Annotated in this window: 21 protein-coding genes, 1 tRNA gene and 1 pseudogene; 11 read left to right on the top strand and 12 right to left on the bottom strand. The window is 68.4% G+C overall.

The genetic code is table 11. The features are described 5' to 3' along the window. Nucleotides 1-871 precede the first annotated feature (871 nt). The 3 genes from ACGFZS_RS45055 (at nucleotide 872) to ACGFZS_RS45045 (ending at nucleotide 3966) form a co-directional block, all read left to right on the top strand. Nucleotides 872-2113, top strand: coding sequence for a M6 family metalloprotease domain-containing protein (locus tag ACGFZS_RS45055; protein WP_393800094.1), 1242 nt, complete (start codon nucleotides 872-874; stop codon nucleotides 2111-2113). A 149-nt stretch (nucleotides 2114-2262) separates the two neighbouring features. Beyond that, the gene (locus ACGFZS_RS45050; protein ID WP_393800049.1) at nucleotides 2263-3828 is read left to right on the top strand and encodes an IclR family transcriptional regulator C-terminal domain-containing protein; all 1566 of its coding nucleotides are present in this window, start codon (nucleotides 2263-2265) and stop codon (nucleotides 3826-3828) included. A 65-nt stretch (nucleotides 3829-3893) separates the two neighbouring features. Continuing rightward, nucleotides 3894-3966 (top strand) — tRNA-Arg (locus ACGFZS_RS45045). 480 nt (nucleotides 3967-4446) lie between these two features. Here the strand turns inward: ACGFZS_RS45045 and ACGFZS_RS45040 are convergent. The 5 genes from ACGFZS_RS45040 to ACGFZS_RS45020 form a co-directional block, all read right to left on the bottom strand. Further along, a complete protein-coding gene (locus tag ACGFZS_RS45040; protein WP_393800048.1) occupies nucleotides 4447-4773 on the bottom strand; it encodes a DUF6087 family protein in 327 nt (108 codons plus the stop codon). Between the two features lie 33 nt (nucleotides 4774-4806). Next, nucleotides 4807-5994 (bottom strand): ATP-grasp peptide maturase system methyltransferase, encoded by a 1188-nt coding sequence (gene tgmC / locus ACGFZS_RS45035; protein ID WP_393800047.1) that lies wholly within the window; start codon nucleotides 5992-5994, stop codon nucleotides 4807-4809. Further along, nucleotides 5984-6949 (bottom strand): ATP-grasp ribosomal peptide maturase, encoded by a 966-nt coding sequence (gene tgmB / locus ACGFZS_RS45030; protein ID WP_393800046.1) that lies wholly within the window; start codon nucleotides 6947-6949, stop codon nucleotides 5984-5986. Before tgmB ends, tgmC begins: the two co-directional genes overlap by 11 nt. 5 nt (nucleotides 6950-6954) lie before the next feature. Next, complete coding sequence (gene tgmA, locus ACGFZS_RS45025) at nucleotides 6955-7257, bottom strand: putative ATP-grasp-modified RiPP (RefSeq protein WP_393800045.1); 303 nt, start codon at nucleotides 7255-7257, stop codon at nucleotides 6955-6957. Nucleotides 7258-7811: 554 nt separating this feature from the next. After that, nucleotides 7812-8258: an ATP-binding protein gene (locus ACGFZS_RS45020; protein ID WP_393800044.1), complete on the bottom strand. Its 447-nt coding sequence runs from the start codon at nucleotides 8256-8258 to the stop codon at nucleotides 7812-7814. A gap of 241 nt (nucleotides 8259-8499) precedes the next feature. Here ACGFZS_RS45020 and ACGFZS_RS45015 point away from each other — a divergent pair, with 241 nt between their 5' ends. From ACGFZS_RS45015 to ACGFZS_RS44990, 6 genes are all read left to right on the top strand, one after another. After that, complete coding sequence (locus ACGFZS_RS45015) at nucleotides 8500-9783, top strand: XRE family transcriptional regulator (RefSeq protein ID WP_393800043.1); 1284 nt, start codon at nucleotides 8500-8502, stop codon at nucleotides 9781-9783. Continuing rightward, on the top strand, nucleotides 9780-10319 hold the full coding sequence (locus ACGFZS_RS45010; RefSeq protein WP_393800042.1) for a GNAT family N-acetyltransferase: 540 nt from the start codon (nucleotides 9780-9782) through the stop codon (nucleotides 10317-10319). Before ACGFZS_RS45015 ends, ACGFZS_RS45010 begins: the two co-directional genes overlap by 4 nt. Nucleotides 10320-10590: 271 nt before the next feature. Next, a complete protein-coding gene (locus ACGFZS_RS45005) occupies nucleotides 10591-11070 on the top strand; it encodes a hypothetical protein (protein WP_393800041.1) in 480 nt (159 codons plus the stop codon). A gap of 47 nt (nucleotides 11071-11117) precedes the next feature. Further along, complete coding sequence (locus ACGFZS_RS45000; protein WP_393800040.1) at nucleotides 11118-13331, top strand: tetratricopeptide repeat protein; 2214 nt, start codon at nucleotides 11118-11120, stop codon at nucleotides 13329-13331. 212 nt (nucleotides 13332-13543) lie between these two features. Beyond that, on the top strand, nucleotides 13544-14029 hold the full coding sequence (locus ACGFZS_RS44995) for a hypothetical protein (RefSeq protein WP_393800039.1): 486 nt from the start codon (nucleotides 13544-13546) through the stop codon (nucleotides 14027-14029). A 53-nt stretch (nucleotides 14030-14082) separates the two neighbouring features. After that, on the top strand, nucleotides 14083-16407 hold the full coding sequence (locus ACGFZS_RS44990; protein ID WP_393800038.1) for an NB-ARC domain-containing protein: 2325 nt from the start codon (nucleotides 14083-14085) through the stop codon (nucleotides 16405-16407). Nucleotides 16408-16541: 134 nt separating this feature from the next. Here ACGFZS_RS44990 and ACGFZS_RS44985 read toward each other — a convergent pair whose 3' ends face one another. The 3 genes from ACGFZS_RS44985 to ACGFZS_RS44975 form a co-directional block, all read right to left on the bottom strand. Then, nucleotides 16542-17882 (bottom strand): WD40 repeat domain-containing protein, encoded by a 1341-nt coding sequence (locus ACGFZS_RS44985; RefSeq protein ID WP_393800037.1) that lies wholly within the window; start codon nucleotides 17880-17882, stop codon nucleotides 16542-16544. A gap of 893 nt (nucleotides 17883-18775) precedes the next feature. Then, complete coding sequence (locus ACGFZS_RS44980; protein WP_393800036.1) at nucleotides 18776-19495, bottom strand: hypothetical protein; 720 nt, start codon at nucleotides 19493-19495, stop codon at nucleotides 18776-18778. Beyond that, nucleotides 19492-20040, bottom strand: a complete 549-nt coding sequence (locus ACGFZS_RS44975; RefSeq protein ID WP_393800035.1) for a SigE family RNA polymerase sigma factor — start codon at nucleotides 20038-20040, stop codon at nucleotides 19492-19494. The genes ACGFZS_RS44980 and ACGFZS_RS44975 overlap by 4 nt, the downstream gene beginning before the upstream one ends. On the opposite strand from ACGFZS_RS44975, the pseudogene ACGFZS_RS44970 reads away from it, so the two are divergent. Continuing rightward, a pseudogene (locus ACGFZS_RS44970) lies at nucleotides 20040-20381 on the top strand (hypothetical protein); the annotation flags it as partial. The gene ACGFZS_RS44975 and the pseudogene ACGFZS_RS44970 sit on opposite strands and share 1 nt — an antisense overlap. A gap of 3 nt (nucleotides 20382-20384) precedes the next feature. Here ACGFZS_RS44970 and ACGFZS_RS44965 read toward each other — a convergent pair. From ACGFZS_RS44965 to ACGFZS_RS44950, 4 genes are all read right to left on the bottom strand, one after another. Beyond that, nucleotides 20385-21461, bottom strand: coding sequence for a sugar ABC transporter substrate-binding protein (locus ACGFZS_RS44965; RefSeq protein WP_393800034.1), 1077 nt, complete (start codon nucleotides 21459-21461; stop codon nucleotides 20385-20387). A gap of 210 nt (nucleotides 21462-21671) precedes the next feature. Then, complete coding sequence (locus tag ACGFZS_RS44960; RefSeq protein WP_393800033.1) at nucleotides 21672-22937, bottom strand: sugar ABC transporter permease; 1266 nt, start codon at nucleotides 22935-22937, stop codon at nucleotides 21672-21674. A gap of 14 nt (nucleotides 22938-22951) precedes the next feature. After that, nucleotides 22952-23722 carry an ATP-binding cassette domain-containing protein gene (locus tag ACGFZS_RS44955; RefSeq protein WP_393800032.1) on the bottom strand — a complete coding sequence of 257 codons (771 nt, stop codon included), beginning with the start codon at nucleotides 23720-23722 and terminating at the stop codon, nucleotides 22952-22954. Nucleotides 23723-23768: 46 nt separating this feature from the next. Then, complete coding sequence (locus tag ACGFZS_RS44950; protein WP_393800031.1) at nucleotides 23769-24044, bottom strand: hypothetical protein; 276 nt, start codon at nucleotides 24042-24044, stop codon at nucleotides 23769-23771. A gap of 299 nt (nucleotides 24045-24343) precedes the next feature. Between ACGFZS_RS44950 and ACGFZS_RS44945 the strand changes: the two genes are divergently transcribed. Beyond that, nucleotides 24344-25447, top strand: coding sequence for a sugar ABC transporter substrate-binding protein (locus tag ACGFZS_RS44945; protein WP_393800030.1), 1104 nt, complete (start codon nucleotides 24344-24346; stop codon nucleotides 25445-25447). Nucleotides 25448-25451 lie beyond the last annotated feature (4 nt).

Raw genomic sequence — 25451 nt, 5'->3', positions numbered from 1 at the left:
GCCCTGTCGACACAGGGTGATCGAAAGGGTGCAGCCGGAGACCGGCGGCTGCCGTGGAGCGAAAGGTCCATGCATGCAGCCGCAGCCCAGCCGCCGCCCCCTGCCCGGGCACCGCCACACACCCGGGCACCGGCCCATGCCCACGGACCGCCCCGCGTCGGCGGACAGGGCGGCCCCTGGGGACCGCCCGGCATTTGGGGATCGCCCGGTATCCGGGGATCGCTCGGTATCCGGGGATCGCCCGGTGCCCGCGGACCATCACCCGGTCGCTGCGGACCACGCGGTCGCTGCGGACCGACCTGGGCCCGCGGACCGACCTGGGCCTGCAGATCGCCCGGTCCCTGCGGACCGCCCTGTGCCCACGGACCGCTCCATATCCGAGGACCGCCCGATACCCCCGGACCGCTCTCTGCCCGAGGACCGCTCCATATCGGCGGACCGCCCGATACCCGTGAGTGGCCGGAACGATCCGAGCGGCCAGAGCGACCTGAACGGCCGGGCCAACCCGAATGGCCGGAGCAACCCGAGGGACCGGGCCGACCCAAACGGCCGGAGCGCCCCGAGGGACCGAGCCGACCCGAACGGCCAGTTCACCCCGGACGGCGGGATCACCCCGGCCAGCGGGATCTCCCCGAACGGCCGGAGCAACGCGACCGGCGGGATCTCCCCGAACGGTCGGCTCTCCCCGAACGGCCGGATCGCCCCACCCGACCGGATCACCCCGACCGACCGAATCACCCCACCCGACCAGATCACCCCACCCAACCGAATCACCCCACCCGACCAGATCACCCCGACCGACCGGATCGCCGCACCCGTTCGGCACGTATGCGCGAGGCGGCGGCGGAGCGGCACGCGCCGGGCGGTCTCGATCGCCGCCGTGACCGTGCTGATCCTGGCGGTCGGCACCTCGGCGGGCACCGGGCGCCTCACGGCGGCCCCCACCCCGGCCGGCGCCGGCCCGATCGCGCTGGCCCGCTCCTCCGCCTACGGCCCCTGTCTGATCAGCGGCGGCCACGAGGTCCAGATGACCGAGGGCATCCCCACCCCGGGCGGCTACTCCCGCTCCACGGGCACCGTGCACGCCCTGACCCTGATGGTCGACTTCTCCGACGCCCCCGGCCAGGGCAGCGCACTCGACCGCTACCACGAGTTCTTCCCGCAGACCCAGGACTGGTTCCGCACCGCCTCCTACGGCAAGCTCGACTACCAGCCCGCCGCCCCGATCGACCACTGGCTGCGGATGCCCAAGCCGTTCGCCGCCTACGGCATAGAGCGCGGCGCCCCCTTCGACCCCGGCTACCGGCAGCTGGTCCAGGACATCGTGGCCGCCGCCGACCCGGACGTGGACTTCCGGTCGTACGACCTCCTGAACGTCCTGGTCACCCCGAACGCCGGCCCCTCCGCCCTGGAGACGGTCCTGTCGGTGACCTTCGCCGGCAACGCCGACGCCCCCGTCGCCGACGGCATCCCGGTCGCCAACGCCTCCTTCGTCTACTCCCGCCAGGACGACGGCTCCGGCTCCTACGCCCGCACCGGCTACCGCGTCCTCCCGCACGAGAACGGCCATGTCTTCGGCCTGCCGGACCTCTACACCCAGGAGGGCGGGGGCGCGGTCGGGCACTGGGACATCATGAGCGAGGACTGGGGGGCCGACAACGACCTGCTCGCCTGGCACAAGTGGAAGCTGGGCTGGCTGGACCCCGACCAGGTCAGCTGCGCGGCGGCCCGGGGCAGCACCGACTACACCCTCACCCCCCTCGCCGTCCCCGGCGGCCGCAAACTGGTCTTCGTCCCCGTAGACGCCCGCACCGGCTACGCCCTGGAGGTGCGCACCAAGGGCGGCAACGACGAGGAGGTCTGCCGCCCCGGCGTCCTCATCTACAAGGTCGACGCGAACATCGACACCGGCCGCGGACCGATCAAGGTGTACGACGCCCACGGCGACTCCGGCGGCTGCACCCGCAGCCCCAACGTCCAGGCGGAACTCTCCGACGCCCCGTTCGGCCCGGGCGAGACCTTCAAGGACCCGCAGCACGGCATCGAGGTACAGGTGTCGGCCGTCGACGGGACGGGGACGGGGAACTACCGGGTACGGGTGATCCGGGGATAGCGACCGACAGGGCGTCAGCGGGTCTCGGATCTCGGGTCTCGGGTTTCCGAACCTGACGCTGACCAGGTGGGCGACGGTTTACGGTAGGCGCTTACGGTAGGCGTGCCCTGATCGGCGCCGTCTGCCCTGATGGCCGTACCGGAGAGTCGATGACCGCCCCCTCCCCTTCTTCCTCCCCTCCCCCCGCCGAAGCGGTGACACCGCTGGTCCGGGGTGTGGCGGTGCTGACGGCGCTGACCGAGGCGGGCGGGACCCTGAGCGCGAGCGCCCTCGAACGGAGCACCGGCCTCGCCCGCTCCACGGTGGACCGGATCACCGCGACCCTGGCCCGCATGGGATACGTCCGCCTGACGGGCCGGGACGCGGTACTCACCCCCCGCGTGATGGAGCTGGGCAACGCCTACCTGTCCGCCCTCCGCCTGCCGTCCCTGCTGGACGGCGAGGCCGACGCCCTGGCCGACGAACTGGACGAGTCCGTCTCCCTCGCCGTCGGAGACCGCGACGGCATCCGCTTCATCCACCAGGCGACCCGCCGCCGCGCCATGTCCGTCAGCTTCCGCATCGGCGACCTGCTGCCGGCCGAACGCACCGCCCCCGGCCCGCTGTTCGCGGCCGAGTGGACGGACGCGGACTGGTCCGCCTGGCACACCCGCCGCGCGGCGGACCCGACGGACGCCGGCTTCCCCGCCGTACCGCCCCGCACCCCCACCGCCCCGACCGACTTCGAGTCCCGGGCGGCCCAGGCCCGCCGGAACGGCTGGTCCCTGGACGACCAGCTGATCGAACCGGGCCTGGTAGCGGTATCGGCCCCCGTGCGAACTCCGTCCTCCGCCCGCATCGCCTGCGTGGCGAGCGTGGTCAGCCACACCAGCCGCCACACGGCGGCAGACCTGCGCGAGACCCTGCTCCCCCGGCTCCGTACGACGGTGGCGGCAATGGAGACGCGACTACGGGAAGCCGCACCTCCCGAGCCCGGCCCAACCCCCACAGGCCTCGCCATCTGGACGACGGCCTCCAAACACGAACTGGGCCGCGACTTCGTGGAATCCCTGGCCCGGGGCCTGACCGTCCTCACCGCCTTCGGCGAGGGCCGCTCGTCCCTGACCCTGACGGACGTGGCAAAGGCGACGGGCCTGGCCCGGGCAACAGCCCGCCGCGCCCTGATCACCTACGAACACCTCGGTCTGGTGGCCGCCCAGGACCGCCGGTTCACCCTCACCCCCCGCGTCCTGTCCCTCGGCTACCCACCCCTGTCCCGCACCACCCTGGCCCACCTCGCCACCCCCCACCTCCGCACCCTCGCCGACCGCCTGCACGAACCCACGGCACTGGCGGTACTGGTGCCAGGCACCGACCCGGCCGAGATCCAGTACCTCGCGGTCGCCGCCGCCACCCGCGTCCTGACGGTGGACATCACCGTCGGCACCCGCCTCCCGGCAAACCGCACCGCCCTGGGCCGAGCCCTCCTGAACACCGCCCCCCACGGCTACGCCCTCGCCGACGAGGAACTCGAATCCGGCCTCCGCTCCATCGCCGTACCGGTACGGGACCGCACCGGCCGCCCGGTAGCCGCCCTGAACGTCGCCACCCACGCGGCCCGCCGCACCCTGGACAACTTCCTGACCGAAGTCCTCCCCCACCTGCGCACCACCGCCGACCACATCCAGTCCGACCTCCACCTCGCCTCCCGCTTCACCCACGTCCCCCTCGCCTGACACCCCCACACCCCCACCGACCGAATCCGGTACGCTGACGCCAGTGACCCACCGGGCCACAATCCGCCTTCGTAGCTCAGGGGATAGAGCACCGCTCTCCTAAAGCGGGTGTCGCAGGTTCGAATCCTGCCGGGGGCACAGCGCATTACCGCTCTGACCTAGGGTTTCTCCCCCCAGGGAGGGGTTCTATTCGGCCTCGGACTCGTCGTCCGGGGCCGTTTGCGTGAGCGGACGGGGAGTTGATCTCCCGGATATCGCCCAACGGATCAGCACCATCCGGCACGGACTCCGGGCCGCGCTGCGGCCTCTGCGATCGCCAGGTCCTCTTCGGGGAGCAGGCTCCAGATCATCGAAGACCCCGCCTTCGACGCCCTCACCACCGCCCTCGCCGAGGTGGAGGCCACTGGCCACAACGCGTCCACCGTCCTCACCCATGTGCTCACCCACCGCACCCTGGACGACGCCCACAGCCCCGCACGAGCACTGACCTGGCGCATCCGCCGCCTCGCCGACAGACACGTACCAGGCCCACGTACGCAGGCAGTAGCCCGCGCACATCACATCGCAGTGCCTTTCACGGCTCCGCGACCGGAGCAGTCTCGGACTCGGCAGCGCTGATCACCTCTGTGCTGGGCCCCCACCGTCCGAAGTGGATGACTGGGGTTTGCGGTGCTCGCCGGTGCCGGAGCCGAGCGGCTTCGGCACCGGCCCGGTCAGTGTCGGCTCATTGACATCGGGATGCAGGAGGGCCTTGGCCTCCGCCAGGTTGGCGACGAAGCCGTACGGCTCCCACGTGTGTCCGTTCCAGCGCTCGATGGCTCGGGGTGCATCCGGGTTCAGATGGGATGCCTTGGGGCCATCGCCGGAGACGACGGGTACGGCGCGGAGTCGGCCGATCTTCGCGTCACGGCGTTCCGCCCAGTCCTTCAGCGGCTCGTCGTCCATCCTGCGTTCCTCGCGTCGGCGGTGGTGGCTGTGTCAGGAGGGTAGCCGCCACTGCGGGCCGCTCGGGTTTCCGAGCCAGACAACCTGTCCGTCGCGGGAGACGGTCACTCCGAACGCGGCGGTGCTCGGCGCGTCGTGCTCCTCCCAGGTGGCGATGGCCGACTCGATCACGTCCCAGAGACGTCGGGGGCCGCCCTGCCGGACCCCCCAGCCGCTGTCGGTAGCGGTGAGCACGGCGAAGGAATCGGTGACGCTGTCCAGTACGAACGTGCTGAGCTGGCCGCCGTCGACCGCCATGGAGAAGAATCGGGCGTCCGGTGCGGCGAGTTGTGCCATGAACGCCGGCCCGGAGTCGGTGAGTGCCCCCGGTCCGTACGCGGCCTTCCGCTTCGTTCCGTCGGCAGGTCCCGGGACCAGGCCGAGGCTCTCCGGCGCATCCTGCTGGCGGGCGATCATGAAGCTCGGGTCGTCCTCGCTGAACCAGCCGCTCGCGCTGTCACCGGCGGCGATGAGTTTGACCAGGCCGAGGGAACGCATCCAGCCGCGCAAGGTGGTGAGGATGACGCCGCCCAGCCGTACCTGTTCCAGCCAGGAGGGCGGGATGTTACGGAAGCCGCAGGTGGCGACCAGCCGGTCGTACGGCGCTCCGTCCGGGTGGCCGACGCGGCCGTCCCCCACCAGCAGGTGAGGGCTGTAGCCGACACTGGCGAGAGCCTCTCGGGCGCGTCGGGCCACGCCCTCGTCCGTCTCGATCGAGGTCACGCTGCCGCTGTCGAGCCGGTGGCACAGCAGGGCCGTCGAGTAACCAGTGCCCGTACCGATCTCCAGCACGTTCATGCCGTCGTGCACGTCCAGGTCTTCAAGCATCCGGACGACGAGGCTGGGCAGGGTCGATGACGAGGTCGGAGCCGCGTTGCTGATCGGCTTCGGGTCGGTCCAGTCGATGTCGTGGCCGTCGAACTGGGTCATCCATGTCTCGTCGGTGTAGACGAGCCGGAGCCACTCGTCCTGGCCGACGGTCTCCGGCGTCACGGGCTCCCAAGTGGTGACGCCGGGTGCGTCGCTTTCCCGGTAGAAGCGCGGGACGAACACGTGGCGAGGCACCGCTTCAACGGCGGCTCGCCACTGTGGCGACCGCAGTCGGCCGTCCTCCTCCAGCCGGCGGGCGAGCCGAAGCCGTAGATCGGCCGCGGCCGTCTCGATTTCGGGCTCACTGGCCATGGAAACCTCCTTCCAGGAGGTCGGCGAGTGCGGCGGTCATGGGCAGACCGGTGGGCGGCTCCATCCATGCCCACTGCCCGGAAGGATTGCACTCGATGAAGATCCACTCACCCGAGTCGGTCAGGGCGAAGTCGAACGCCCCGAAGACGAGCCCGAAGTGCTTCAGGTAGGCGTGCATCGACTGCTCCACCGCGAGCGGGGCCGCAAGCGGCGTGTACGTGTGGGTGCTGTAGTCAGTCCGCCAGTCGAGGAGACCGGAGTCGATCTGCACGGCGAAGATCTGCTCGCCGATGACCGTGACCCGGATGTCGGCGACCTTGTCCACGCGCTTTTGGAAGAGGTGCATGGCGCCGGTCACGGAGTTATCGATCTCGTCGGCACTCGCTTCGGTCACCGGGACGGTCTGGGCCTGGCCGTCGACCAGGTAGAGCGGCACCGAGATCGGCTTGAAGATGGCCGGGCCGTGCTCCTTGATGAAGGCCCGTGCGTCGTCCGGCACGTTGGTGATGACCGTGGGCGGCACCTTGAAGCCTGCCGCCGCTGCTGCCGCGAGGCCGGCGGGCTTGTACTCGGCGTCGCCGATGCGGTTGGGGTGGTTGACGTAGAGGCAGCCGGGCAGGGAGGTCAGGATGCCGCCGAGCCCGTAGCGGGCCTGGGCCACGGCGAACCGTTCGTCCTGCCTGTCGAGGTGAGGGAAGGCGAATCCGGAGGGGCGCCGGTAGTACATGGAGCGCACGGCGCCCAGCTCGGCATGCCGACTCGGGGTCTGCACGCTTCCCCGCCAGCCGTCAGTGTCGCCGCCGATGGCGGCTGAACACGACAGGGTGGCTGGGAAGTCACCGGAGTCGAACCGCACGACCGGGACACCCCGGTCGTGCAGCTCGGTGATCACGAAGTCCGCGGTCGGGTCGTCGAGGTTGGTGACGACCAGGACCGGACGCTCGTCGTTCCTCACCACAGTCACTGGTCGGTGTCGTTGCCCGTGTCGCTGTCCGGGGAGTCGCTGTTGCGGTCCCCCTGGCCGGTGGTGCCGGTCTTGGGATTCGTACCGGAAGATGTGCCGTGGCCGGGGGACATGGTGGGCGCCCCGGAGGCGTCGAAGTACCGGGCGGTCTGCGTCGCCGGGTCCAACTTCACCGTCGCGTAACCGGAGTCCTCGACGGGCGGGTACGGGGCGATCCGGCGCAGGCCCCATGGGACGGCGGTCAGGTGTCCCTGCGGCAGCGGGCTGCCCATGGGAAAGCGATCCATGTGGTTGAACACAATCTTCCTTTCGGTGGTGGAAGTACCTGTGTGATGACTGTCTTACTTGCCCGCCGGCCACCTGCGGCTTTCATGTGCCCAGCGGGAGCGGTGAGTGCCGGTCGGCGTCATACGTGATCAGATCGGCGCGAGAACTTGCCGTCGAAGGCCCTCAAGCACACGCGTGAGCAGGACTACTTTTCCGGCTTCCTGGCCTCGACGGCGGCTCGGCCCTCGGCGTACCAGTGCGTGCTGCCCGTCCCACTACACCGGGCCGAGCCAGATCACCAGGACGCCGGTACGCCCGCAGCCGAGCCAGCAATCACCGGTGATCCACGGCCACTCCATGGAAGGACATCCCCTTTCTCAGCCGGTCGGAATAGTCGATCTGGCCGCCTGGCAGTTGGGCGCGCAGGCCCAGAGCTGGAACGGCAGGCCCCGGTGGCGTATCTCGCCCAGCCGTCGACCGCTCGCTCCCAGTGGCCGGGCGCAGAGGGCGCAGTCCATGGCCATCTGCTGGCGGGGCCGGAGTCGGGCCAGATCCGGAAGGGGCGAGGGTGCCGTGGCCGGGGTGCTCACCTGCCGCCCTCGATACGGAGTTCCGCCCAGACCTCTTTGCCCCAAGGACGTCTGTCCGAGCCGTGCAGGTCGTAGCCCCAGCGGTCGGCGACAGCGTCGACAAGGAGCAGCCCGCGGCCCGATTCGTCGTCGTCAGCCGCCTGGCTGAGTATGGGAAGACGCGATGGTTCCCGGTCCACGACCCCGACACGCAGTCGAGTCGCGCTCGGCCGCCCAACCGTGAGGCGAATCTCGGGACACGGAGTGTGCCTGGAGGCGTTCGCGATGAGCTCCGTAATGATCAGCGCGGCACGGTCAGCGAGGCCGTCGAGGTGCCACACGCCGAGGACGTCTCGGACGAGTTCGCGGCCGAGCTCGGCCGTGGACGGCTCGCACGGGAAGGTCTGGCTGTACGTGGGATGGCCGACGGAGTGGGCATCAACTAGGGTTCTCAGACTCGTCATTGGGGTGGAGCCTTCGTGTCGTCTCGGCGCCCGGCCCACCCCCGCGGGGGAACCCCAGGGGCGGGCCGGGCCGTCAACAGCCGCCCGCACGGTGGGGCGCGGCGGGCGACCAGCACCCAGACAACTCCCTTTCCCAGCAGGTTGGTTAGGACGTTCAGGCGCTCAGCCGACGGACCGACCTAGGGCGTTTTGACCTCTCCTTTGCCTGGCGAGTGAGGATCGTGCGGGCTACCGTGCCCGCATGGACACCACCCGCAACACCGTTCTTGAGGCGTGGATGACCGAACACGGCTACAGCTCCAACAGCCTCGCCGAGGCCGTGAACAGGGCCATTGAACGGTTGACCGGACGCCCTGGTGGACTCGACGGCTCGTCGGTCCGGGCCTGGAAGGCGGGCCGGGTTACGTGGCCAAAGTCAGCCGCCCGCAGGGCACTTGAGGACGTCACCGGGCTACCCGCCATCGCCTTAGGGTTCGTGCCACGGAGCCGGCCTTCGTCCACCCCGGCCCCACCGCAGCAGGAGGACCCCGACATGAAGCGCCGCACCCTCGTCGGCAGCATCGCGGCGGCTGCCGCAGCAGCAGCCGCACCCGGCACCGCATCGCCGCGCCGTATCGGCATGAGCGACGTCAACCGCCTCAACAAGCGCTTCGCCGAGATCATCGCCAGCGACCACCGCCACGGCGGACAACTCGGCATCGAACAGCGGGCCGCCGCCCTCGCCGACGAGACGCTCAACCTCCAGAACGCAGGCAGCGCCGCCCAGCGCGTACGAAGCAACCTCTACGCCTCAGCAGCCGCTTTCCGCTCCTCCGCGATGTGGGCCGCCATCGACGGCCGGCGCTACGACGTCGCCAAGGCGCACATGCGCGAGGCCCAAGCCCTCGCCGAGATGTCCGGCGACCAGGCGATCAAGTTCCGCATCTGGAGCCACGCGGGCACCATGTACCGCCACATGGGCCGCCCGGCGGACGCGTTCGCTGCCAACGACGTCGCCCGCAACCTGCACCTCACCCGCCGTGACCCTCTGTTCGCCTCCCTCGGCCTGGCCCGCCAAGGCGCCATCCACGGCGCGGCACAGGACCGCACCGGCACCCGCCGCGCGTTCGAGCAGGCGCAGGAAGCCATGCTGCGCGCTGACCCCGCCGACTACCGGCCGGTGTGGATGCTCGCCTTCTACGACCAGGCCGAGCTGGACTCCCTGGCCCTCTCCGCGCACTTGGCCCTCGGTGACTACTCGACCGCCGAGTACCACGCCCACCGCTGCCTGTCCGCCCTCCGCCCCCACATGATCCGGTCCCGCGCCATCACCACCACCCGGCTCGCACACGCCCAGCTCGCACAGGGCGCCCCCGACACCGCCACGGCCACCGCGATGAAGGTCCCCGCCGAAGCCGCCACCCAGCACGCCCGGGTCACACGCATGCTGCAGGAGTTCGGGGCCGCACTGCGCGCCACCGCGCCGAGCAGTCCCACCGTGCAGACCTGGACCGAGCACACCGCCGCCTGGAGGATGGCCGCATGAGCACGGCGCCCGCCATCGAACTGCGCACCTTCACCGCCCTCGACACCGCCCGCAGCGACCTCCTCGACGTATACGCCGACGTACGCGCCCCACTCCTCCACCTGCCGAACTACGCCGTCACCGCGTTCGGCGAACGCCTCGACCGACACGGCACCGAACCAGGGTTCACGGCCGTCCTCGCCTACGCGGACGGCCATCCGGTCGGCTACGCCTACGGCAACACCATCGAGCACGGCGACCGCTACTGGCAGCGCACCAGCCCGACGCCGGCGGAGAAGTACACCGAGCGTCCAGCCGTAGCCCTGAAGGAGATCGGCGTCCGGCCAGCCTGGCGGAAGACCGGCACGGCCCGGCGCATTCATGACGTCCTCCTCGCCACACGCGACGAGCCGTACGTCACCCTTATGGTCAACCCGGCCGCCGGCGAAGGAAGGGTCCACGCCCTCTACACGTCGTGGGGGTATGAGGACATCGGACAGAGTCAGCCGTCACCGGCCTCGCCGGTGCTCACTGTGATGATCCGCGCAAGCCGCTGACCAGCCCAGCAAACAGCCCTACCGTCTCCGAGCGGCCCGGCGTGAACGGCGGCAGCCCGCAAAGGCGGCTTCAAGGCCGAGGCGTGCTGTGAGATCGCTGGAGTGGTGAGCCGAGACGTCGATTACTGGCCCGAGGGATGAGCTTCGCGCGGATCCGCGACATATAGGCTGTTGCCCAGCGTGATCTAACCAGAGGCTCAGAGTAACCGGTTGTTGGCCAATACACTCTTCAGCCGACTACCACGGATCAGCAAGAGCAAGGGGGCGCAAGGTGCTGGAGGAAGCATTGGTGGCTGCGGCCGCAGCGGGCGGCATCGCGGTGGTGCAGGCCGCAGGAACGGAGGCATGGACAGGGTTGCGGCAGGCGATTGCACGGTGGTTCGGGCGAGGCGACGAACAACGCGAGCAGGCAGAACTGGAGCGCTTGGACCAGACCGCATCCGCAATCGAAGCCTCTGATGCGGACACTGGGGATCGGGTACGCATCCGCCAAGAGGCGGCCTGGCAGGCCCGGATCGAGGCCACGCTGGAGAGCCTCGGTGAGGCGGAGCGCGACCAGGCCGCTGACGAACTGCGTGCCCTGCTGGCCCAGCACCACACCCCCCACGGCGGCGTATCGGCTGGCCAAGGCGGGCTGGCTGTTGGTGGCAACGTAGACATCCGTGCCGAGGGAGGCTCGATCGCAGCCGGGGTCATCCATGGAGGCGCGCAGATCGGCCGCCCTCTGGCGCCGGATCCGTCCCAGGGCTGAACGGACCGGCAGCTCCAAGCCCACCACCACCGCCCGCGGGCACCGCTATGCCGGAGAACATAACGGTCCATGCCGCCCACAACAGCGCAGCGGTCGGGGTCATCTACCAGGCCGCGCCCCGCGCCCGGGCGTCCTGGCCCTACCTGGTCGGTGACATACCCCGCGAAGCAGAGGCTTTCCAAGACCGGGACGAGACTGAACAGTTGCGGGCCGCTGTGGCCAACGGCGGCACGGCGGTGCTGTGCCATATCCTGCGCGGCGCTGGTGGCGTCGGAAAGACCCAGCTTGCCGCCCACTATGCCCGCAGCAGCATGCAGGCTGGCGAACTGGACGTGCTGGTGTGGGTCAGTGCCAGCAGCCGACCCGCCGCTATCTCTGCCTACGCCCAGGCAGCCGACGAGCTCCTGGCCCTCGGCCCCGGGGACTCCGAGCGGTCCGCACAGGCGTTCCTGACGTGGCTGGAACCTCGGCCACCAGGAACCGAACAAACCTGCCGGTGGCTGGTCGTGCTGGACGATGTCGCCAATCCCGCTGACATGACCGGCCTCTGGCCACCGAAAAATCCGCACGGCCGCACGATCATCACCACGCGTCGCCGCGACGCTGCCGTACCCGGACGCTGGATCGATCTCAGCGTTTTCGCTCCAGAGCAGGCCGCCGCCTACCTGACCGGGTTCCTGGCCGAGCACGGACGGCACGAGGACTCGGGCGAGATCAGTGCGCTGGCCGGGGACCTTGGCTATCTGCCGTTAGCCTTGTCCCAGGCCGCTGCCTACGTCGTCGACGCCGGTGTCCCCGTTGGCTGCCCCGGGTGTACTCACGAACAGTGCCGCAACTATCGCCGTCGGCTCGCGGACCGTGCCACCAAGCTCGCCAACATACTGCCTGAGCCGGACGCCCTGCCTGACGATCAGAGCACCACTGTCGCTGCCGCATGGTCGCTTTCCATCGAGCGGGCTGATGCTCTCCGCCCCTTCGGCCTGGCGCGCCCAGCACTCCAACTCACCGCCGTGCTAGAGCCCAACGGCATTCCTCAGGACGTCCTGACCAGCCAGCCCGCTTGCGACTACCTCACTAATCACCGCTCTGCCGCCACACCGGCGTCGGCCCCCGATACCGAGGTGACGGAGCAGGACGCCTGGGACGCATTGCGGAACCTGCATCGCCTGAGCCTAATCGACCACACACCCGGCACCCCCCATCAGGCGGTCCGCGTCCACCGGCTCACTCAGCGCGCCACCCGTGATGATGTCTTCGCCCCCAACGAGTACGACCAGCTCACCCGCGCCGCCGCCGACGCCCTGATGTCCACGTGGTCTGAGGTCGAACGTGACACCGCCCTGGCCGCAACATTGCGCGCCAACGCCACAGCACTCACTGGCCACGCTACAAACTCCCTTTATCAACCGAACATTCACCCCGTCCATTACCGCGCCGGACAAAGCCTCGGGGAAAGCGGTCAGGCTGGCGCCGCTTTGCTCTATTTCCAGGATCTGGTGGAAGCTGCCTCACGCCACCTCAGAGCAGGCCATCCTGACGCTCTTGTAGCCCGGCGGCTCTTGGCCGATTACCGTGGCATGTCAGGGGATGCGTCGGGGGCCGTAGCTGCCCTCAAGGAGCTGTTGCCTGAGATGAAGGAGGAGTTCGGTCAGAATCATCAGGAGACCCTCTCTGCCCACCTCAGCCTGGCCCACTCGCGCGGCATTTCAGGGGATGCATCGGAGGCCGTGGCCGCATTCGAGGAACTGCTGCCAAAAATTAAGAACGAGTTCGGCGAAAATCACATGCTGGCCCTCTCCACTCGCCTGATTCTCGCCGATTGGCTAGGCAAGACAGGAGATCCGTCCGGCGCCGTAGCCGCTGCAAAAGAATTGCTTCCGGACATGAAACGAGAGTTGGGTGAGGAGCACCCGGAGACGCTGTCCACTCGGATGGTCCTTGCTGACTGGCAGGGAATTGCAGGGGAGCAGTCAGAAGCTGTGGCCGAGTTGGAGAGGTTGCTGTCTGATTTCCTTGCGACGCGAGGCGGGGACCACCCGGACACCATCGCCAGTCGTATGCTGCTCGCCCGCTGGCGGGTTAAGACGGGGGACCTAGCGGAGGCCGTCGCCGACTACAAGGAAGTGCTGGCCGCCATGATGCGGGCGTTTGGTGCGGATGACCCCCGCACCGTCGGTGTCCTATCCTGCGTCACTTCCTTGCAGGCGATGACAGGGGAAATGCCGGGACATGCGCCTCAGGGCTTTGCCGGCCAAATGTAAGCGGATGCTCATGAGCCGACGGGCTGCCACCGCCCTCGTGCTCTTCCCCCTCACTGCCAGTAGACGGTCCAGTGCTGGCTCACCTTTCGTGGCCTGGCCGGAATCACGCGGCAGCTCATTGCCTTGCGCCCAGCGAATCCGGAGGATCGGCGGCCGGGGCTATGGTGGCCGGTACTGTCTGATGCGAGGTCAGCACTGAGTTGGGGTGGGTGATGACGGGAATCGAGATCGCGGTCGGGTACGTGTTCGCGTGGCTGCTCCGCAAGGCCAAGCGGGTCGGTGAGCGTGCGGACGCGGAGGTTGACCGCTCACTGGACGCGGGGATGAGCCGTCTCCACGACCTGGTCAGCGGCAGACTCGGCGACGACCCTGCACTGACGCGGGCGACCGAGGAAGGCGAGCAGGGGCTGCCCGAGCCTACGGAGCGGACCCGGCGGCGACTTACCGATTCCCTGGAGGAAGCCGCAGAACGCGACCCTGGCTTCGCTCAAGAGTTGGAGAAGCTCGTGAAGGAGCTGCAGACCGCCACGGCCGCAGGTCCCGGAGCCGACAGGGTGGTGGTAACCGCTGGTGGAACCGCAGTCGGCGGGAACGTCGACATCCACGCGGAGAGTGGCTCCGCGGCGGCGCTGACCATGGGAGACGTATCGATCGGGTCTGTGGTAGACCCTCGCCAGCCGGGTTCGGAGAAGGGCTGACCGTCCCCGGCACCAGCAACGCGAGCCCGCTGCCCGACACGACAGCCGCCGGTGTGGTCGTCACCGCAGCAGACCACAGCTTCGCCGCCGGGCGCATCGACCAGGTCAACCAACACCTTCACGCCGCGCCGCGCGTGCCAGCCACATGGCCGTATCAGGTCGGGGTGATCCCATCGCAAGCGGAGTGGTTCCAGGACCGGGTCGAGACCAGTCGACTGGCCCAGCTGCTGGCCAGCGGCGGGACCGCGGTCGTCGAATCTGCAGACCAAGTGCCGGCGGGCGGGGTGCTGGCAGGGATGGGCGGGGTTGGTAAGACTCAGCTGGCCGCCCACTACGCGCGCACTGCCTGGCAGGCTGGCGCGCTGGATGTGCTGGTGTGGATCACTGCGAGCAGCCGTAGCGCCGTCGTAGCTGGCTATGCCCAGGCCGCGGTGGAGATCTTGGGCGCCGACTCCGATGATCCGGAGGCGGCGAGGACGTTCCTGGCCTGGCTGGAGCCCAAGCCGCAGCCGAGTCCGTGCCGCTGGCTCGTGGTTCTGGATGACGTCGCCGACCCCGTCGACTTGAGGGGGTGGTGGCCGCCAGCCAGCCCGCACGGCCGCACTCTGGCTACCACTCGCCGCAAGGACGCCGCCCTGACCGGGGGCGGTAGACGCCTGATCGAGATCGGCCTGTTCACTGAAGCCCAGGCCCTGGCCTACCTCACGAGTGCTCTAGCCGACCACGGCCGCATCGAGCCCGAAGAGCAACTCACCGCCCTCGCCCGCGACTTGGGCCAGCTGCCGCTTGCGCTGTCCCAGGCTGCCGCCTACCTCATAGACGCCGGCATCAGCTGCCAGGAATACCGGGGCCTGCTGGCCGACCGTACCCGTTCCCTGGCCGACGCTGCCCCCGACGTCCTGCCCGACGACCAAACCCATACCGTGGCTGCTGCCTGGAGCCTGTCCCTCGACCGCGCCGATACCTTGCGCCCCGCTGGTCTGGCCCGGCCGGTGCTCCAGCTTGCCTCGGCCATGGACCCGAACGGTATTCCTGAACACGCTCTTTCCAGCCAGCCCTCCCTCACCTACCTCACGGCTCACAGAGCCTGCTCTGATGGCGATCAGGCGGAGCACAGCGTCTCTAGCGACGAAGCACGTGCGGCCTTGCGAGTCCTGCACCGTCTCAGCTTGATCGAGCATTCACCGGACGCGATCCACCCACGTGTTCGGGTCCATCAACTCATCCAACGCGTCACACGCGAATCACTCTCACCCATCGATCACGCTGATGTGATCCGTTCAACCGCTGACTCGCTTTTGGCTACCGTTAACGAATACCGGGACGACAGGGTCAATAGGGGGGATTTTCTCTCCAATGCTCAAGCTGTTATTCAGAACGCACAAGGCGATCTGTGGGACCCTGAGCCGCACCCGTTGCTCCTGCGGTTCGGCGCCAGCCTAGGGGCCGATTGCCAATTCGATGCCGCTCTGGATCATTTTCGCCAACTGGTGGAGGTTGCCAACCGTCGGCTAGGTGTGGACAGTCGGCACACGCTCGCGATGCGATACAACCTTTCCTATTGGCAGTTGCGTGCGGGAGACCTGAATAGCGCTGCCGCTGCGCTCGAAGATCTGTTGGGCGACGCGCAACGCGTAGTCGGGTCGACGGACCACCTGACGTTGGCCACTCGCCGGGTCCTAGCCAATGTCAAGGGAGAAGCCGGAGAGGTAGCCACTGCCATAGCAGAACTCGCGGAAGTTCTTGAAGATGCTATGACGGCCCGTGGGGCGACAGATCCTTTTACTCTGGACGTACGCCATAATCTTTCCCACTGGCAAGGCCTGGCTGGCGACTCGACGCTGGCCGCGGACGGAATCCGGGAAGTGCTCTCCATACGTCACCAGAAAATCGATACCGAACGGATGACGGAGGAGGAATTCGACGCAATTTTGAGTGGGCTCACCAGCCTCATCGAACAGCAAGGGAGGGCTGGAGACGCAGCCGGAGCAGTCGATCAATACACCGAACTTGTTGAGGGACTCGGCCACTATCTGGGTTTGAATCATGAAGCCGTCCGTTCCCTGCGTACAAGCCTTGCCTGGTGGAAGGGATGCTCGGGCGACATCCCGGGAGCAATCGCGGACTATACTGCTCTCCTGGATGAGGAATCAGACCTTGAGTCCCATCATCCGAACATCCGAACACTCCTCCATAATCTTGGTTACTGGAAGGGCAAGTCCGGCGACCTCGCAGCGGCTATAGCGATCCTCTCTGATCTCCTGGAGAGGGGGCTCCGAGAATTGGGCCCAAATCATCCGGACGTTCGACTCACTCGCCGCCTACTCACTCAGTTCCACTGGACTGCTGGCACTGTCCTGGAATTGGGGCCTCGTTGATTCCCTTGTTGATCGGGAGGCGACGCTGATCAACTGACCGGACCCGTTGACGTGGCTTCAGGGCCGACTACCTGGCTTTCTGAGTCGCCCTCGCTCGCCTTGGAGATCGCCCTAGGCGGCTTCGGGCCCAGCTATCACCCGCCAGCACGATGAACAGGGGTGATCCAAATACGGACGCTGTCGTGATCACCGACTGCTGCGAGGAGGCCACCATCCGGAGAAAACGCAACGTCGTACGCCTCGCCGAGGGAGGCATCGAGAGAGCCGGGAAGTGGCTGGCCGTCAGCCGCATCCCATAGGCGCACTGTGCCGTCCATAGCTGCGCCGGCCAAGAGTTGACCATCCGGCGAGAAGGCCACGGCGCTCACGGCTTTTGTCGGAGCAGACGAGCAATCACGGACAGCGTTCCCCGTTCTCGAGACAAGTGGATCCCACAACCGCACCGATCCATCGCTCCCCGCTGAGGCCAGCAGCTTGCCGTCAGGCGCGAACGCAATATCGCAACATCTTCCAACGGTTATGCATCCGGTCACCTCCCATGTGGCAGGTGACCACAGCTGCGTTATCCCGTCGTGTCCGGCAACGGCCAGTAGGGAGCCATTGGGGGAAAACGTAAGCCCGTCGACCCGGGTCTGCCCCACATCCAAAGTCTTGATCATCTCGCGTGTAGCGGTGTCCCACAGGTACACACACCCCACGTATCCGGCTGCCGCCAGCAGACTTCCGTCGGGGGAAAACGCCAGACTGTCGAGGATCCCGTCGCTGTCAGGCAGGCTTCCCCCCACAGGGATGCGGAAAGTCACGTCCCACAGCCACACTGTTCCATCATCGGCCGACGAAGCAAGCAGCCGCCCATCGGACGAGAAGGTCAGGTCCCGGACGATATCTCGGTGTCCGGCGAGGGGGTTCGTTACGGTGTTCCCCATGGGATCCCGCAGGTATACGACCCCGTCGCAGCCGCCCAGGGCCAGGTACTGTTTATCGGGTGAGAAGGCCAATGCGTCGTACTCATCGGCAGGACCCTGAATAGGCGTCAGAGCCACGACGTATCCGCCTTCTAGGTCGTCCGCAAGAGCCTGGAGCGCCAGCGGACTTACGGCTCGCACTGGAGCGCGCTCCGAGATGCCCGCACCTGTACCGCTGCGCTGCGGCCGCATATGGTCCAGGTCTCGCCACCGTCCGCGCCACACCCCCATCTCGGGAGCTCCGCGTGCTACGAGACAGTGATTGCCGTCCTCGTCGTACGAGAGCAACGTGCGCACCAGAGACATCAGGGTGTCCAGCCGCTGGAGCCGCTTGCCGTTGAATGCCTCGCTGAGGGCGGAGACTGATAAGGGGCTTGCACCCGGCATAGCAGCCGCGCGGGACACGATCAGGTTGAGCGTGGGGCCTCCGCGTTCGGCTCGCAGTTGGCGTAGCTCCTCAGCTAGCCGGTCAAGCCCGACCGTAAATTCGGTCTTGTTCGGCGCGCTCATCCGTCCACCCCCAGTTGCGTCTGGCGTTTAGGCTAGGGGTCCTCAGGCCGTATCGCGCCGAAATCCGCCGAAACTATGGCGGCATCACAACTTCGTTCGTGCGATGCAGGTCTACGGGCTAGGCACTGTTGCCATGGGATGCATGACGCACTCTCAGGACCCTCAAGTTTCGCCCCCGCCCACACACTCAGAGCCCGGTCCCTTCATGACCGTACGCACCGCGCTCATCCTCCTGGCATCCGTAGTCATCGGCGTAGTCACCGGCGGCCTCACCCTCCTCTGCGGCAATCAGCCCGCTGGTGCCGCTCTGGCCGGACTGACCAGTGTCGGGGCTTCCGTACCCGTCCTGCATGCCCTCATCCAGTAGGAGACAAAGAGCGGTTGGCTACCAGGACACGGGCTTCATGCGTGCGCGACGCGTGAGCGGACTGCGCGGCACAAAGCGTCATGAGAGGGATCGACTACACAGTTACGCGCTGCTGACCAGGGGAAACAGCACCGTGAAGCACGGTCGAGCACCCCCCGGCAAAGATCCAATCCCACTCCTAAAGCGGGTGTCGCAGGTTCGAATCCTGCCGGGGGCACACGACCAAGGGCCAGTTCAGGGGCGTGATCCCCTCGAACTGGCCCTTTGTCGTGATCACGACCGTGCCACACGCGTATAGCCCCGGTCCTTACCGATCAACGATCCGATCCGGTCGGCGGTCGCGCGGTCACGGCCGGCGAGCGGGTGCCGAAAGACCAGCGCGGGAGGGGAGCCGGGGGGTCTTTGTTGTCCGGACCGGTGAGCGGGGGCCGGACCGCCGGGGCACCGCCGGGGCACCGCCGGGGCTCGGAGGGCTTCCCCTGCTTGTCCTCAGCGGTGTGTCAACGCCGTGGCGGGAGTTGACCGTTCAGCTGCCGGGGGCCAGCTGGTGGGCGAGGTCGTGGGCGGTGGCGCTGGTGAGGTCACCGACATAGGACCCGACGATTTCGAAACGACCGCCGGTGATCGAGGCGCTGACGTAGGGCGTGCCGCGGAGCTTGCCGTCGATGACGATGGCGAACTCGTTGCGCGGGACCGGGGCCGTCGCGAGGGAGCCGGTGAGGGCGGCGAATCGGGTCCGGTCGGTGGGGCTGAGGGTCACCTCGACCACCCACGTGCCGTCGATGGCGCTTTTCTCGGCCTTCGCGGAGGTGGCGTGGACGTCGGTCATACCCCTGGCCCGGTCGACACGGACACAGAGCGCGGGTTGGGTCGCGGTCGCGCGCACGGTGTAGCCGCCGCTGCCTTGGGGGCAGGCGTGCTCCATGGACGAGGTGACCGGCAGAAGGGAGATCGGGGCCGACTTCGCTGAGTTCCCCGTGCCACCTCCTGCGGCGGGCTGCACCACGTGCGCACGGGGGGTCGCGCCGTCCGCGGCGGCCACCCAGGCGGTGGCGACCACGGCCACGGCGGCGACGCCGAACCCGGCGCGGGTCAGCCGCTGTCGCCGCCGGGCGACCCGCAGAGCTCCGTCCGCCAGGCCGGCGAGGCAGGCACCGGCGACGTCACCGCCGTTCTCCCGCACATGTGTGTGCAGGGCATCGTGCAGCGACGTTTCGTGCAGCGGGTGTTCGATCGGGTCGTTCATGCGACGGCGCCCCTTCCGGAGGCGGTGGAGGAGGAGGCCGACGGTCCCGCCTCGGCCAGGGTGGTACGGAGAGAGGCGAGTGCCTTGTGGGTCTGGCTGCGGACCGTCCCCTGGGCGACGCCCAGAATCGCGGCGATCTCGTGGTCCGGCCGGTCCTCGAAGTAACGCAGCACGATCACCGCACGCTGGCGCTTGGGCAACCTCCGCAGCGCGGCCATGATGTCCTGCCGCTGGACCACGGTGTCGGCCCAGTCGGCGGCCTGCCCGGACGGCTGGTCCGGCAGGGTGTCCGTGACCGTCTCCCGCCCCCAGCTGAGGAGTCGGAAGCGATCCACCTGGGCGTGGTAGAGCGCCCGGCGCACATAGATCTCCGGCTGTTCCCGGTCACGCAGCTTCGACCAGCGCCGAGCGGTGGCGGCAAGCGCGGTCTGGAGCAGGTCCCGGCCCTGCTCCCAGTCCCCGGTCAGCAGGTACGCCGTGTGCAGCAGCGGTCTCGACCGCGCCGCCACGAACTCTCGGAACTGGCGTTCCTCGTCGGCGTTCAATGCGCCCTCCCTCGTTCCTCTGTAAAGACGGGTGGGGAAGGAAGTTCGACTGCCCTGCCGGTCACACTTTCTCGAGCACGGCGGAGGAGTACGCGTCCTGGTCCGAGGAGCAGTGCGCGGGTATCGAGATCGTGGACGCGATGGTCGTCGTGAGTCCGACCGCGTCCAAGCGGCACGATCGGCCGGCGCGGATTGCGGCGAACGGCCTGGACTCCACCGCTGGCCCGGAGCGGAACGCCGACACGGACTTCGACGTCCTGCTGGTCGCCGAGATGGTGTCGCCGGGATCGGAGACCACCGACCGGATCGTGAAGGTCGACCAGTACGCCGAGGCAGGCATCGCCTCAGCCGAGATTGTTGCCCCACAGGGACGTGTCGGTGCTCTTGAGGCTGGGGACGCCGCCGTATGTGCCGCCGTCGGCGGTGACGAGGGGGGCGGAGAGCTGGTCCTCCAGGAGTCCGGGGCGGACCTGGACGATGGTGCTGTCGTGGTCGGTCCTGCCGGGCTTGAACGTCTTCCCGTCGATCGCGGCCTTCAGGTAGTACAGGGCGTACTTGGCGTAGAGGTCGACCGGCTGGGACACGGTGGCGTCGATGTCGCCGTCGGAGATGTACTTGAGCTCCCTGGGGACGCCGTCGTTGGAGACGACGAACACGTGCTTCGGGTTCCTCGGGCCGACCAGCAGCCCCTGCTGCCTGAGCATGTGCAGCGTGCCGGAAAGGGCGAAGCTGGACTGTATGTAGACGCCCTTGATGTCCGGGTGGGCGGTCAGGGCGTTCTGGAGCTTCTGCGCGGCGACGGCCCCGTCCCAGTCGGTGGCCTCTCCGAACACCTCGATGCCCGGGTAGGCCGCCTTCATGCACGCGTTGAACCCCTCGGTGCGATCACGGCCGTTGATCGACGAGAGGTCGCCCTCGAGCATCACGACCTTGCCCTTGCCGCCCAGCTTGGTGCCCAGGTACTTGCATGCCCTCTCGCCGTAGACGCGGTTGTCGGCGCGGACCACCATGTAGACCTTGCCGGTGTCGGGGCGGGTGTCGATGGTGACGACCGGGATCTTCGCCGCCTGCAGCTGCGCCAGGATCGGCGCGATGGCGAATGTGCTCTGCGGGGCCATCGCGATGCCCTTGGCGCCCTGGAGGATGAGTGTCTGCCCGTTGGCGGCGAGCTTCGCGACGTCGTTCTGCGAGTTGGTCGTCCTGAGTGAGAGGCCGAGTTGCCTGGCGTACTCGGGCGTGTACTTCATGTACGCGTTCCAGAAGTCGGTGTCGGAGCGCGGGTAGTCGACGCCGACCAGCGGCTTGCCGCCGCTCGACGTGTCCGTGCTGCCCGAGTCGCCGCTGCAGGCGCTGAGCAAGCTGAGCAACACGAGTGCGGAGAGGACGGAAGCAGCGGAGCGGAGGACGGGTCTGGGCCTCATCGGTACTACCTCGTGGTGCGTCCCGAAGCGCCTGCCGTCGCACCCTCGGAAGGGCCGGCCGTGACATGCCGGCTCACTCGGACCCTGGGTTGGTGGCGGGCTCACTTGGCCGGCAGACACATGCCACCCGGCCGACATCAAACTGTCTCAATATCTAATATACCTGGGCAGGAATCTCATTCCTGCCCAGTCATTCGCCTCGTGGAAGCGTCAGGCGGCGCGCCCGTGCGCCTGCTGCGTGTGCCGGGACAGCGAGTCGATGACCACCGCGGCGAAGAGCACCCCGCCCGTGATCACCAGCTGGACGGCGGTGGGCGTGTCGGTGAGGGCCATGCCCGAGGCGATCGACTGGATGACCAGCATGCCGAGCACGGCGGACCAGGTCGTACCGCGTCCTCCGAACAGGCTGGTACCGCCGATGACGGCGGCGGCGATGGCGTTGAGCAGCAGGACGCCGGAGCCGGAGTTCTGGCTCACCGACGTGATGCGCGAGGCCAGGAACAGGCCGCCGGTCGCCGCCAGGGTGCCGGAGACCGCGAGCACGGCCGTCTGTACGCCGGTCACGCCGAGGCTGGCGCGACGGGACGCCTCGACGCTGCTCCCCAGTGCGTAGACCCGCCGTCCGTAGTGCGTGCGCCGGAGCACGATGTCGAGACCCGCCACCGTGGCGAGGAAGATCAGCAGAGCCAGCGGCAGGCCCTGGAACTGGTTCAGCACATAGGCGGAGCCGAACCCGATCACCGCCACCACGCCGGTGCGCACCCCGATGACGTGCAGCGGGACGTGTGGCATGCCGAGGGCCATGCGGCGGCGCCTGTTCAGGTAGGCGGCGAGGAAGACCAGAGCTGTGGCGAGTGCCGCCACCGCGTAGGCGACGCCGGCGTTGGTGAAGTAGTAGCTGGTGAGGCCGGCGATGAGCCCGTTGTCGTCGAGGTTGATGGTGCCGCTGGTGCCGAGGATGACGAGCATGAGGCCGTTCCACGTCAGCAGCCCGGCGAGGGTGATCACGAAGGCCGGCACCCGGGTCCTGGCGACGGAGTACCCCTGGAGGGTTCCCGCGACGGTCCCCGTCAGCACGGCGGCGATCAGGGCGAGCCATTCCGGCACGCCGTTGTCGACGTTGAGCACCGCGAAGACCGCGGCGGCGAACCCGCTGATCGAGCCGACGGACAGGTCGAGTTCACCGAGCAGCAGCACGAAGACGATGCCCACCGCGATGAAGCCCGTGCCCACGATGTCCACGCCGAGGTTGGACAGGTTACGGGGCGAGAGGAAGCTGGAGTTCAGGCTCTGGAAGATGATCCAGACCGCGGCGAGGACGAGGGTGACGGGAAGACAGCCCAGCTCACCGCCGCTCAGCCGGCGCCGCCGGACGGCGATCCAGCCCGCCAGGGCACGGGTGACGGCCCGCCCGGCACGACGCTGACGGGCTTTCGCGGTGGCTGCCGCGGAATCGGCCCGCGTCTCGTCCGGCATGTCACGCATCCCTTTCACCACTCGGCCTCGCGGTGGGCCGGCCGGCGGGGCACGTTGTCCGTGGCGCCGGTGATGGAGGAGATGATCTGCTCCTGAGGGGTGGTGCTCACGTCGAAGAAGCCGTTGTTGCGGCCGAGCCGCAGCACGGCGGCCCGGTCCGCGAGGGCCTTCACATCGCCCATGTTGTGGCTGATCAGCAGGACCCCCAGGCCCTGGTCACGGAGCCGGTCGACGAGGTCGAGGACCTCGGTGGTCTGCTCGAACCCCAGCGCCGCGGTCGGTTCGTCCAGAAGGAGGACGCGCGGGTCGCCGAGCAGCGAGCGGGCGATGGCGACGGTCTGCCGCTGGCCGCTGGACAGTGACACCAGGGGACCGCGCAGATCGGGGATGCTCCGGGTCAGGCGCTCCAGCAGCCGCGTGGTGCGGCGCTCCATCTCCACCTCGTCGAGGAAGCCGAACCTGCGGATCTCTCGTCCGAGGAAGAGGTTGCCGACGACGTCGAGGCCTCCGCACAGCGCCAGATCCTGGTAGACGGTGGCGATGCCGAGATCCCGGGCGTCCTGAGGACGCCGGACGTGCACGGGCCGGCCCTCCCACTCGATGCTCCCCTGGTCCGCGGGAGCGACCCCGGAGATCACCTTGACCAGGGTGGACTTGCCGGCTCCGTTGTCGCCGAGGAGGGCAAGGACCTCGCCGGCGTGGATCTCCAGCTCGATGTCCCGGAGGACCTCGACGACGCCGAAGCGCTTGCACACGCCGTGCAGGGCGAGCAAGGGGGACGGCAAGAGAATCCATCTCCTTCCCTGGCCTGGGGCCGGCCGGTCCCGCCTGTCAGGTCAGCCCGGCCTGGTGGCAGTCGCCCGCGGGCGACGGGGGCAGATGCGTTCGCGTGTGGACACGCCGCCCTTCACCAAGGTGTTCTTGACGGTGCCAAGGACCACGGTCGGCGGCCACGGCCACGGCGCCGCCGACGGCAGCCTCGGGTCCGAACGGCTTGCGGACGGTGATGCACTGATCGCCGTTGACCATGCGCCGCACGGCCGCGAGCTCGGCGTCCTGCCCGGTGACGTGGGGCAGCGGGGTCACCTCGTACGCGAGACCTCCCACCTCCCTGGAGCGCCGCGACTGCAATCGCGGTGCATCAGAGTGGCCCGCCGGGGCGGGGCGGGGTTTCGGCCGGCACCCGCCCGGACCAGGCGAAAGCCGCAGAACGACCACCTCGCCAGTGTGACACCGGCCACGGTGAACTGCGAACCCGGTGCCGCGCGGCCGGGACGACATCGACCTATCCGGTTCATCCCGCTATGCGATTCTGGTGAGGGGAGTCACCAGCGGACTCCGGAGCAGATCCGGCACTGCTGGTGGTGTCCGAACTCGTCACCGGGCGCCAAGGACGGGAACCGATCATGACGTGTCGTAGCCGATACGTAACGTCTCGTACGCGGTATGCCGTGGGCGTGCTTGTGGCGGGTCTGCTGACCATGTCTTCGGCCGCCTGTACAGGGAACGGAACAGCTACCACGGACAGCTTCACCGTCGGCCTGCTGCTGCCGAGCCGGGTGGTGCCACGCTGGGAGACCTCCGACAAGCCGCTGATCGAGCAACGGGTGAGACAGCTCTGCCCGCACTGCGACGTCACCTATGCCAACGCCGACGACGACCCGACGGCCCAGCGGCAACAGATGATCGCCATGATCACCAAGGGGGCCAGGGTCATCGTCCTCGGCGCCACCGACAACAGGGCGCTGCGCTCCACCGTCCAGGAGGCGCACAACGCGGGCGTACCCGTCGTCGCCTACGACAGGCTCGCCGAGGGGCCGATCTCGGGCTACGTCACCTTCGACGGCATACAGGTCGGAACGCTGCAGGGCCAGGCTCTCCTCAAGGCCATGCACGCCCCGGCCAAGGGCGGGACCATCGTCATGATGAACGGCGACCCGACCAGCCCCAACGCCGCCTGGTACAAGAGGGGCGCGCTGTCCGTCCTGCGGGGCAAGGTGACGATCGGCCGTTCCTACGACACCCATGGCTGGAGCAGGAACAACGCGAACGCCAACATGTCCGCCGCCATCTCGGCCCTGGGCCCAGGCGGGATCGACGGTGTCCTCGCCGCCAACGACTCCATGGCGGCAGGCGTCATCTCCGCGCTCAAGAGCGCCCACGTACGGCGCCTTCCACCGGTCACCGGCCAGGACGCCGACCTCGACGCGGTGCAGCGCGTCGTCAACGGTGAGCAGTCCATGACGGTGTACAAGTCCTTCCGCGCGGAAGCCGAAACAGCCGCTGCCATGGCCGTCGCCCTGGGCCGCGGCGAGAAGCTGCGCACCATCGCCACGACGACGACCGACAGCCCCACCACCCGCCACATCCCGTCCGTGCTCCTCACCCCGGTCGCCGTGACGACCGCCAACATCAGGCAGACCCTCGTCAAGGACGGCGTGTACACCGTCCCTCAGATCTGCACACCACAGCTGCGGGCCGCCTGCGCGAAGGCAGGACTGACTCCGTAGCCGG

Origin of the sequence: Streptomyces sp. NPDC048288, from assembly GCF_043201555.1 — a bacterium.
GTDB lineage: Bacteria > Actinomycetota > Actinomycetes > Streptomycetales > Streptomycetaceae > Streptomyces.
This window is presented reverse-complemented; position numbering and strand designations above follow the sequence as displayed.

Bases quoted from the DNA above. Each gene is read 5' to 3' on its own strand.
- ACGFZS_RS45050 (WP_393800049.1), top strand. From the start codon at position 2,263: ATGACCGCCCCCTCCCCTTCTTCCTCCCCTCCCCCCGCCGAAGCGGTG.
- ACGFZS_RS45040 (WP_393800048.1), bottom strand. From the start codon at position 4,773: ATGGACGACGAGCCGCTGAAGGACTGGGCGGAACGCCGTGACGCGAAG.
- tgmC (WP_393800047.1), bottom strand. From the start codon at position 5,994: ATGGCCAGTGAGCCCGAAATCGAGACGGCCGCGGCCGATCTACGGCTT.
- ACGFZS_RS45020 (WP_393800044.1), bottom strand. From the start codon at position 8,258: ATGACGAGTCTGAGAACCCTAGTTGATGCCCACTCCGTCGGCCATCCC.
- ACGFZS_RS45015 (WP_393800043.1), top strand. From the start codon at position 8,500: ATGGACACCACCCGCAACACCGTTCTTGAGGCGTGGATGACCGAACAC.
- ACGFZS_RS45010 (WP_393800042.1), top strand. From the start codon at position 9,780: ATGAGCACGGCGCCCGCCATCGAACTGCGCACCTTCACCGCCCTCGAC.
- ACGFZS_RS45000 (WP_393800040.1), top strand. From the start codon at position 11,118: ATGCCGGAGAACATAACGGTCCATGCCGCCCACAACAGCGCAGCGGTC.
- ACGFZS_RS44995 (WP_393800039.1), top strand. From the start codon at position 13,544: ATGACGGGAATCGAGATCGCGGTCGGGTACGTGTTCGCGTGGCTGCTC.
- ACGFZS_RS44985 (WP_393800037.1), bottom strand. From the start codon at position 17,882: ATGAGCGCGCCGAACAAGACCGAATTTACGGTCGGGCTTGACCGGCTA.
- ACGFZS_RS44980 (WP_393800036.1), bottom strand. From the start codon at position 19,495: ATGAACGACCCGATCGAACACCCGCTGCACGAAACGTCGCTGCACGAT.
- ACGFZS_RS44965 (WP_393800034.1), bottom strand. From the start codon at position 21,461: ATGAGGCCCAGACCCGTCCTCCGCTCCGCTGCTTCCGTCCTCTCCGCA.
- ACGFZS_RS44960 (WP_393800033.1), bottom strand. From the start codon at position 22,937: ATGCCGGACGAGACGCGGGCCGATTCCGCGGCAGCCACCGCGAAAGCC.
- ACGFZS_RS44945 (WP_393800030.1), top strand. From the start codon at position 24,344: ATGACGTGTCGTAGCCGATACGTAACGTCTCGTACGCGGTATGCCGTG.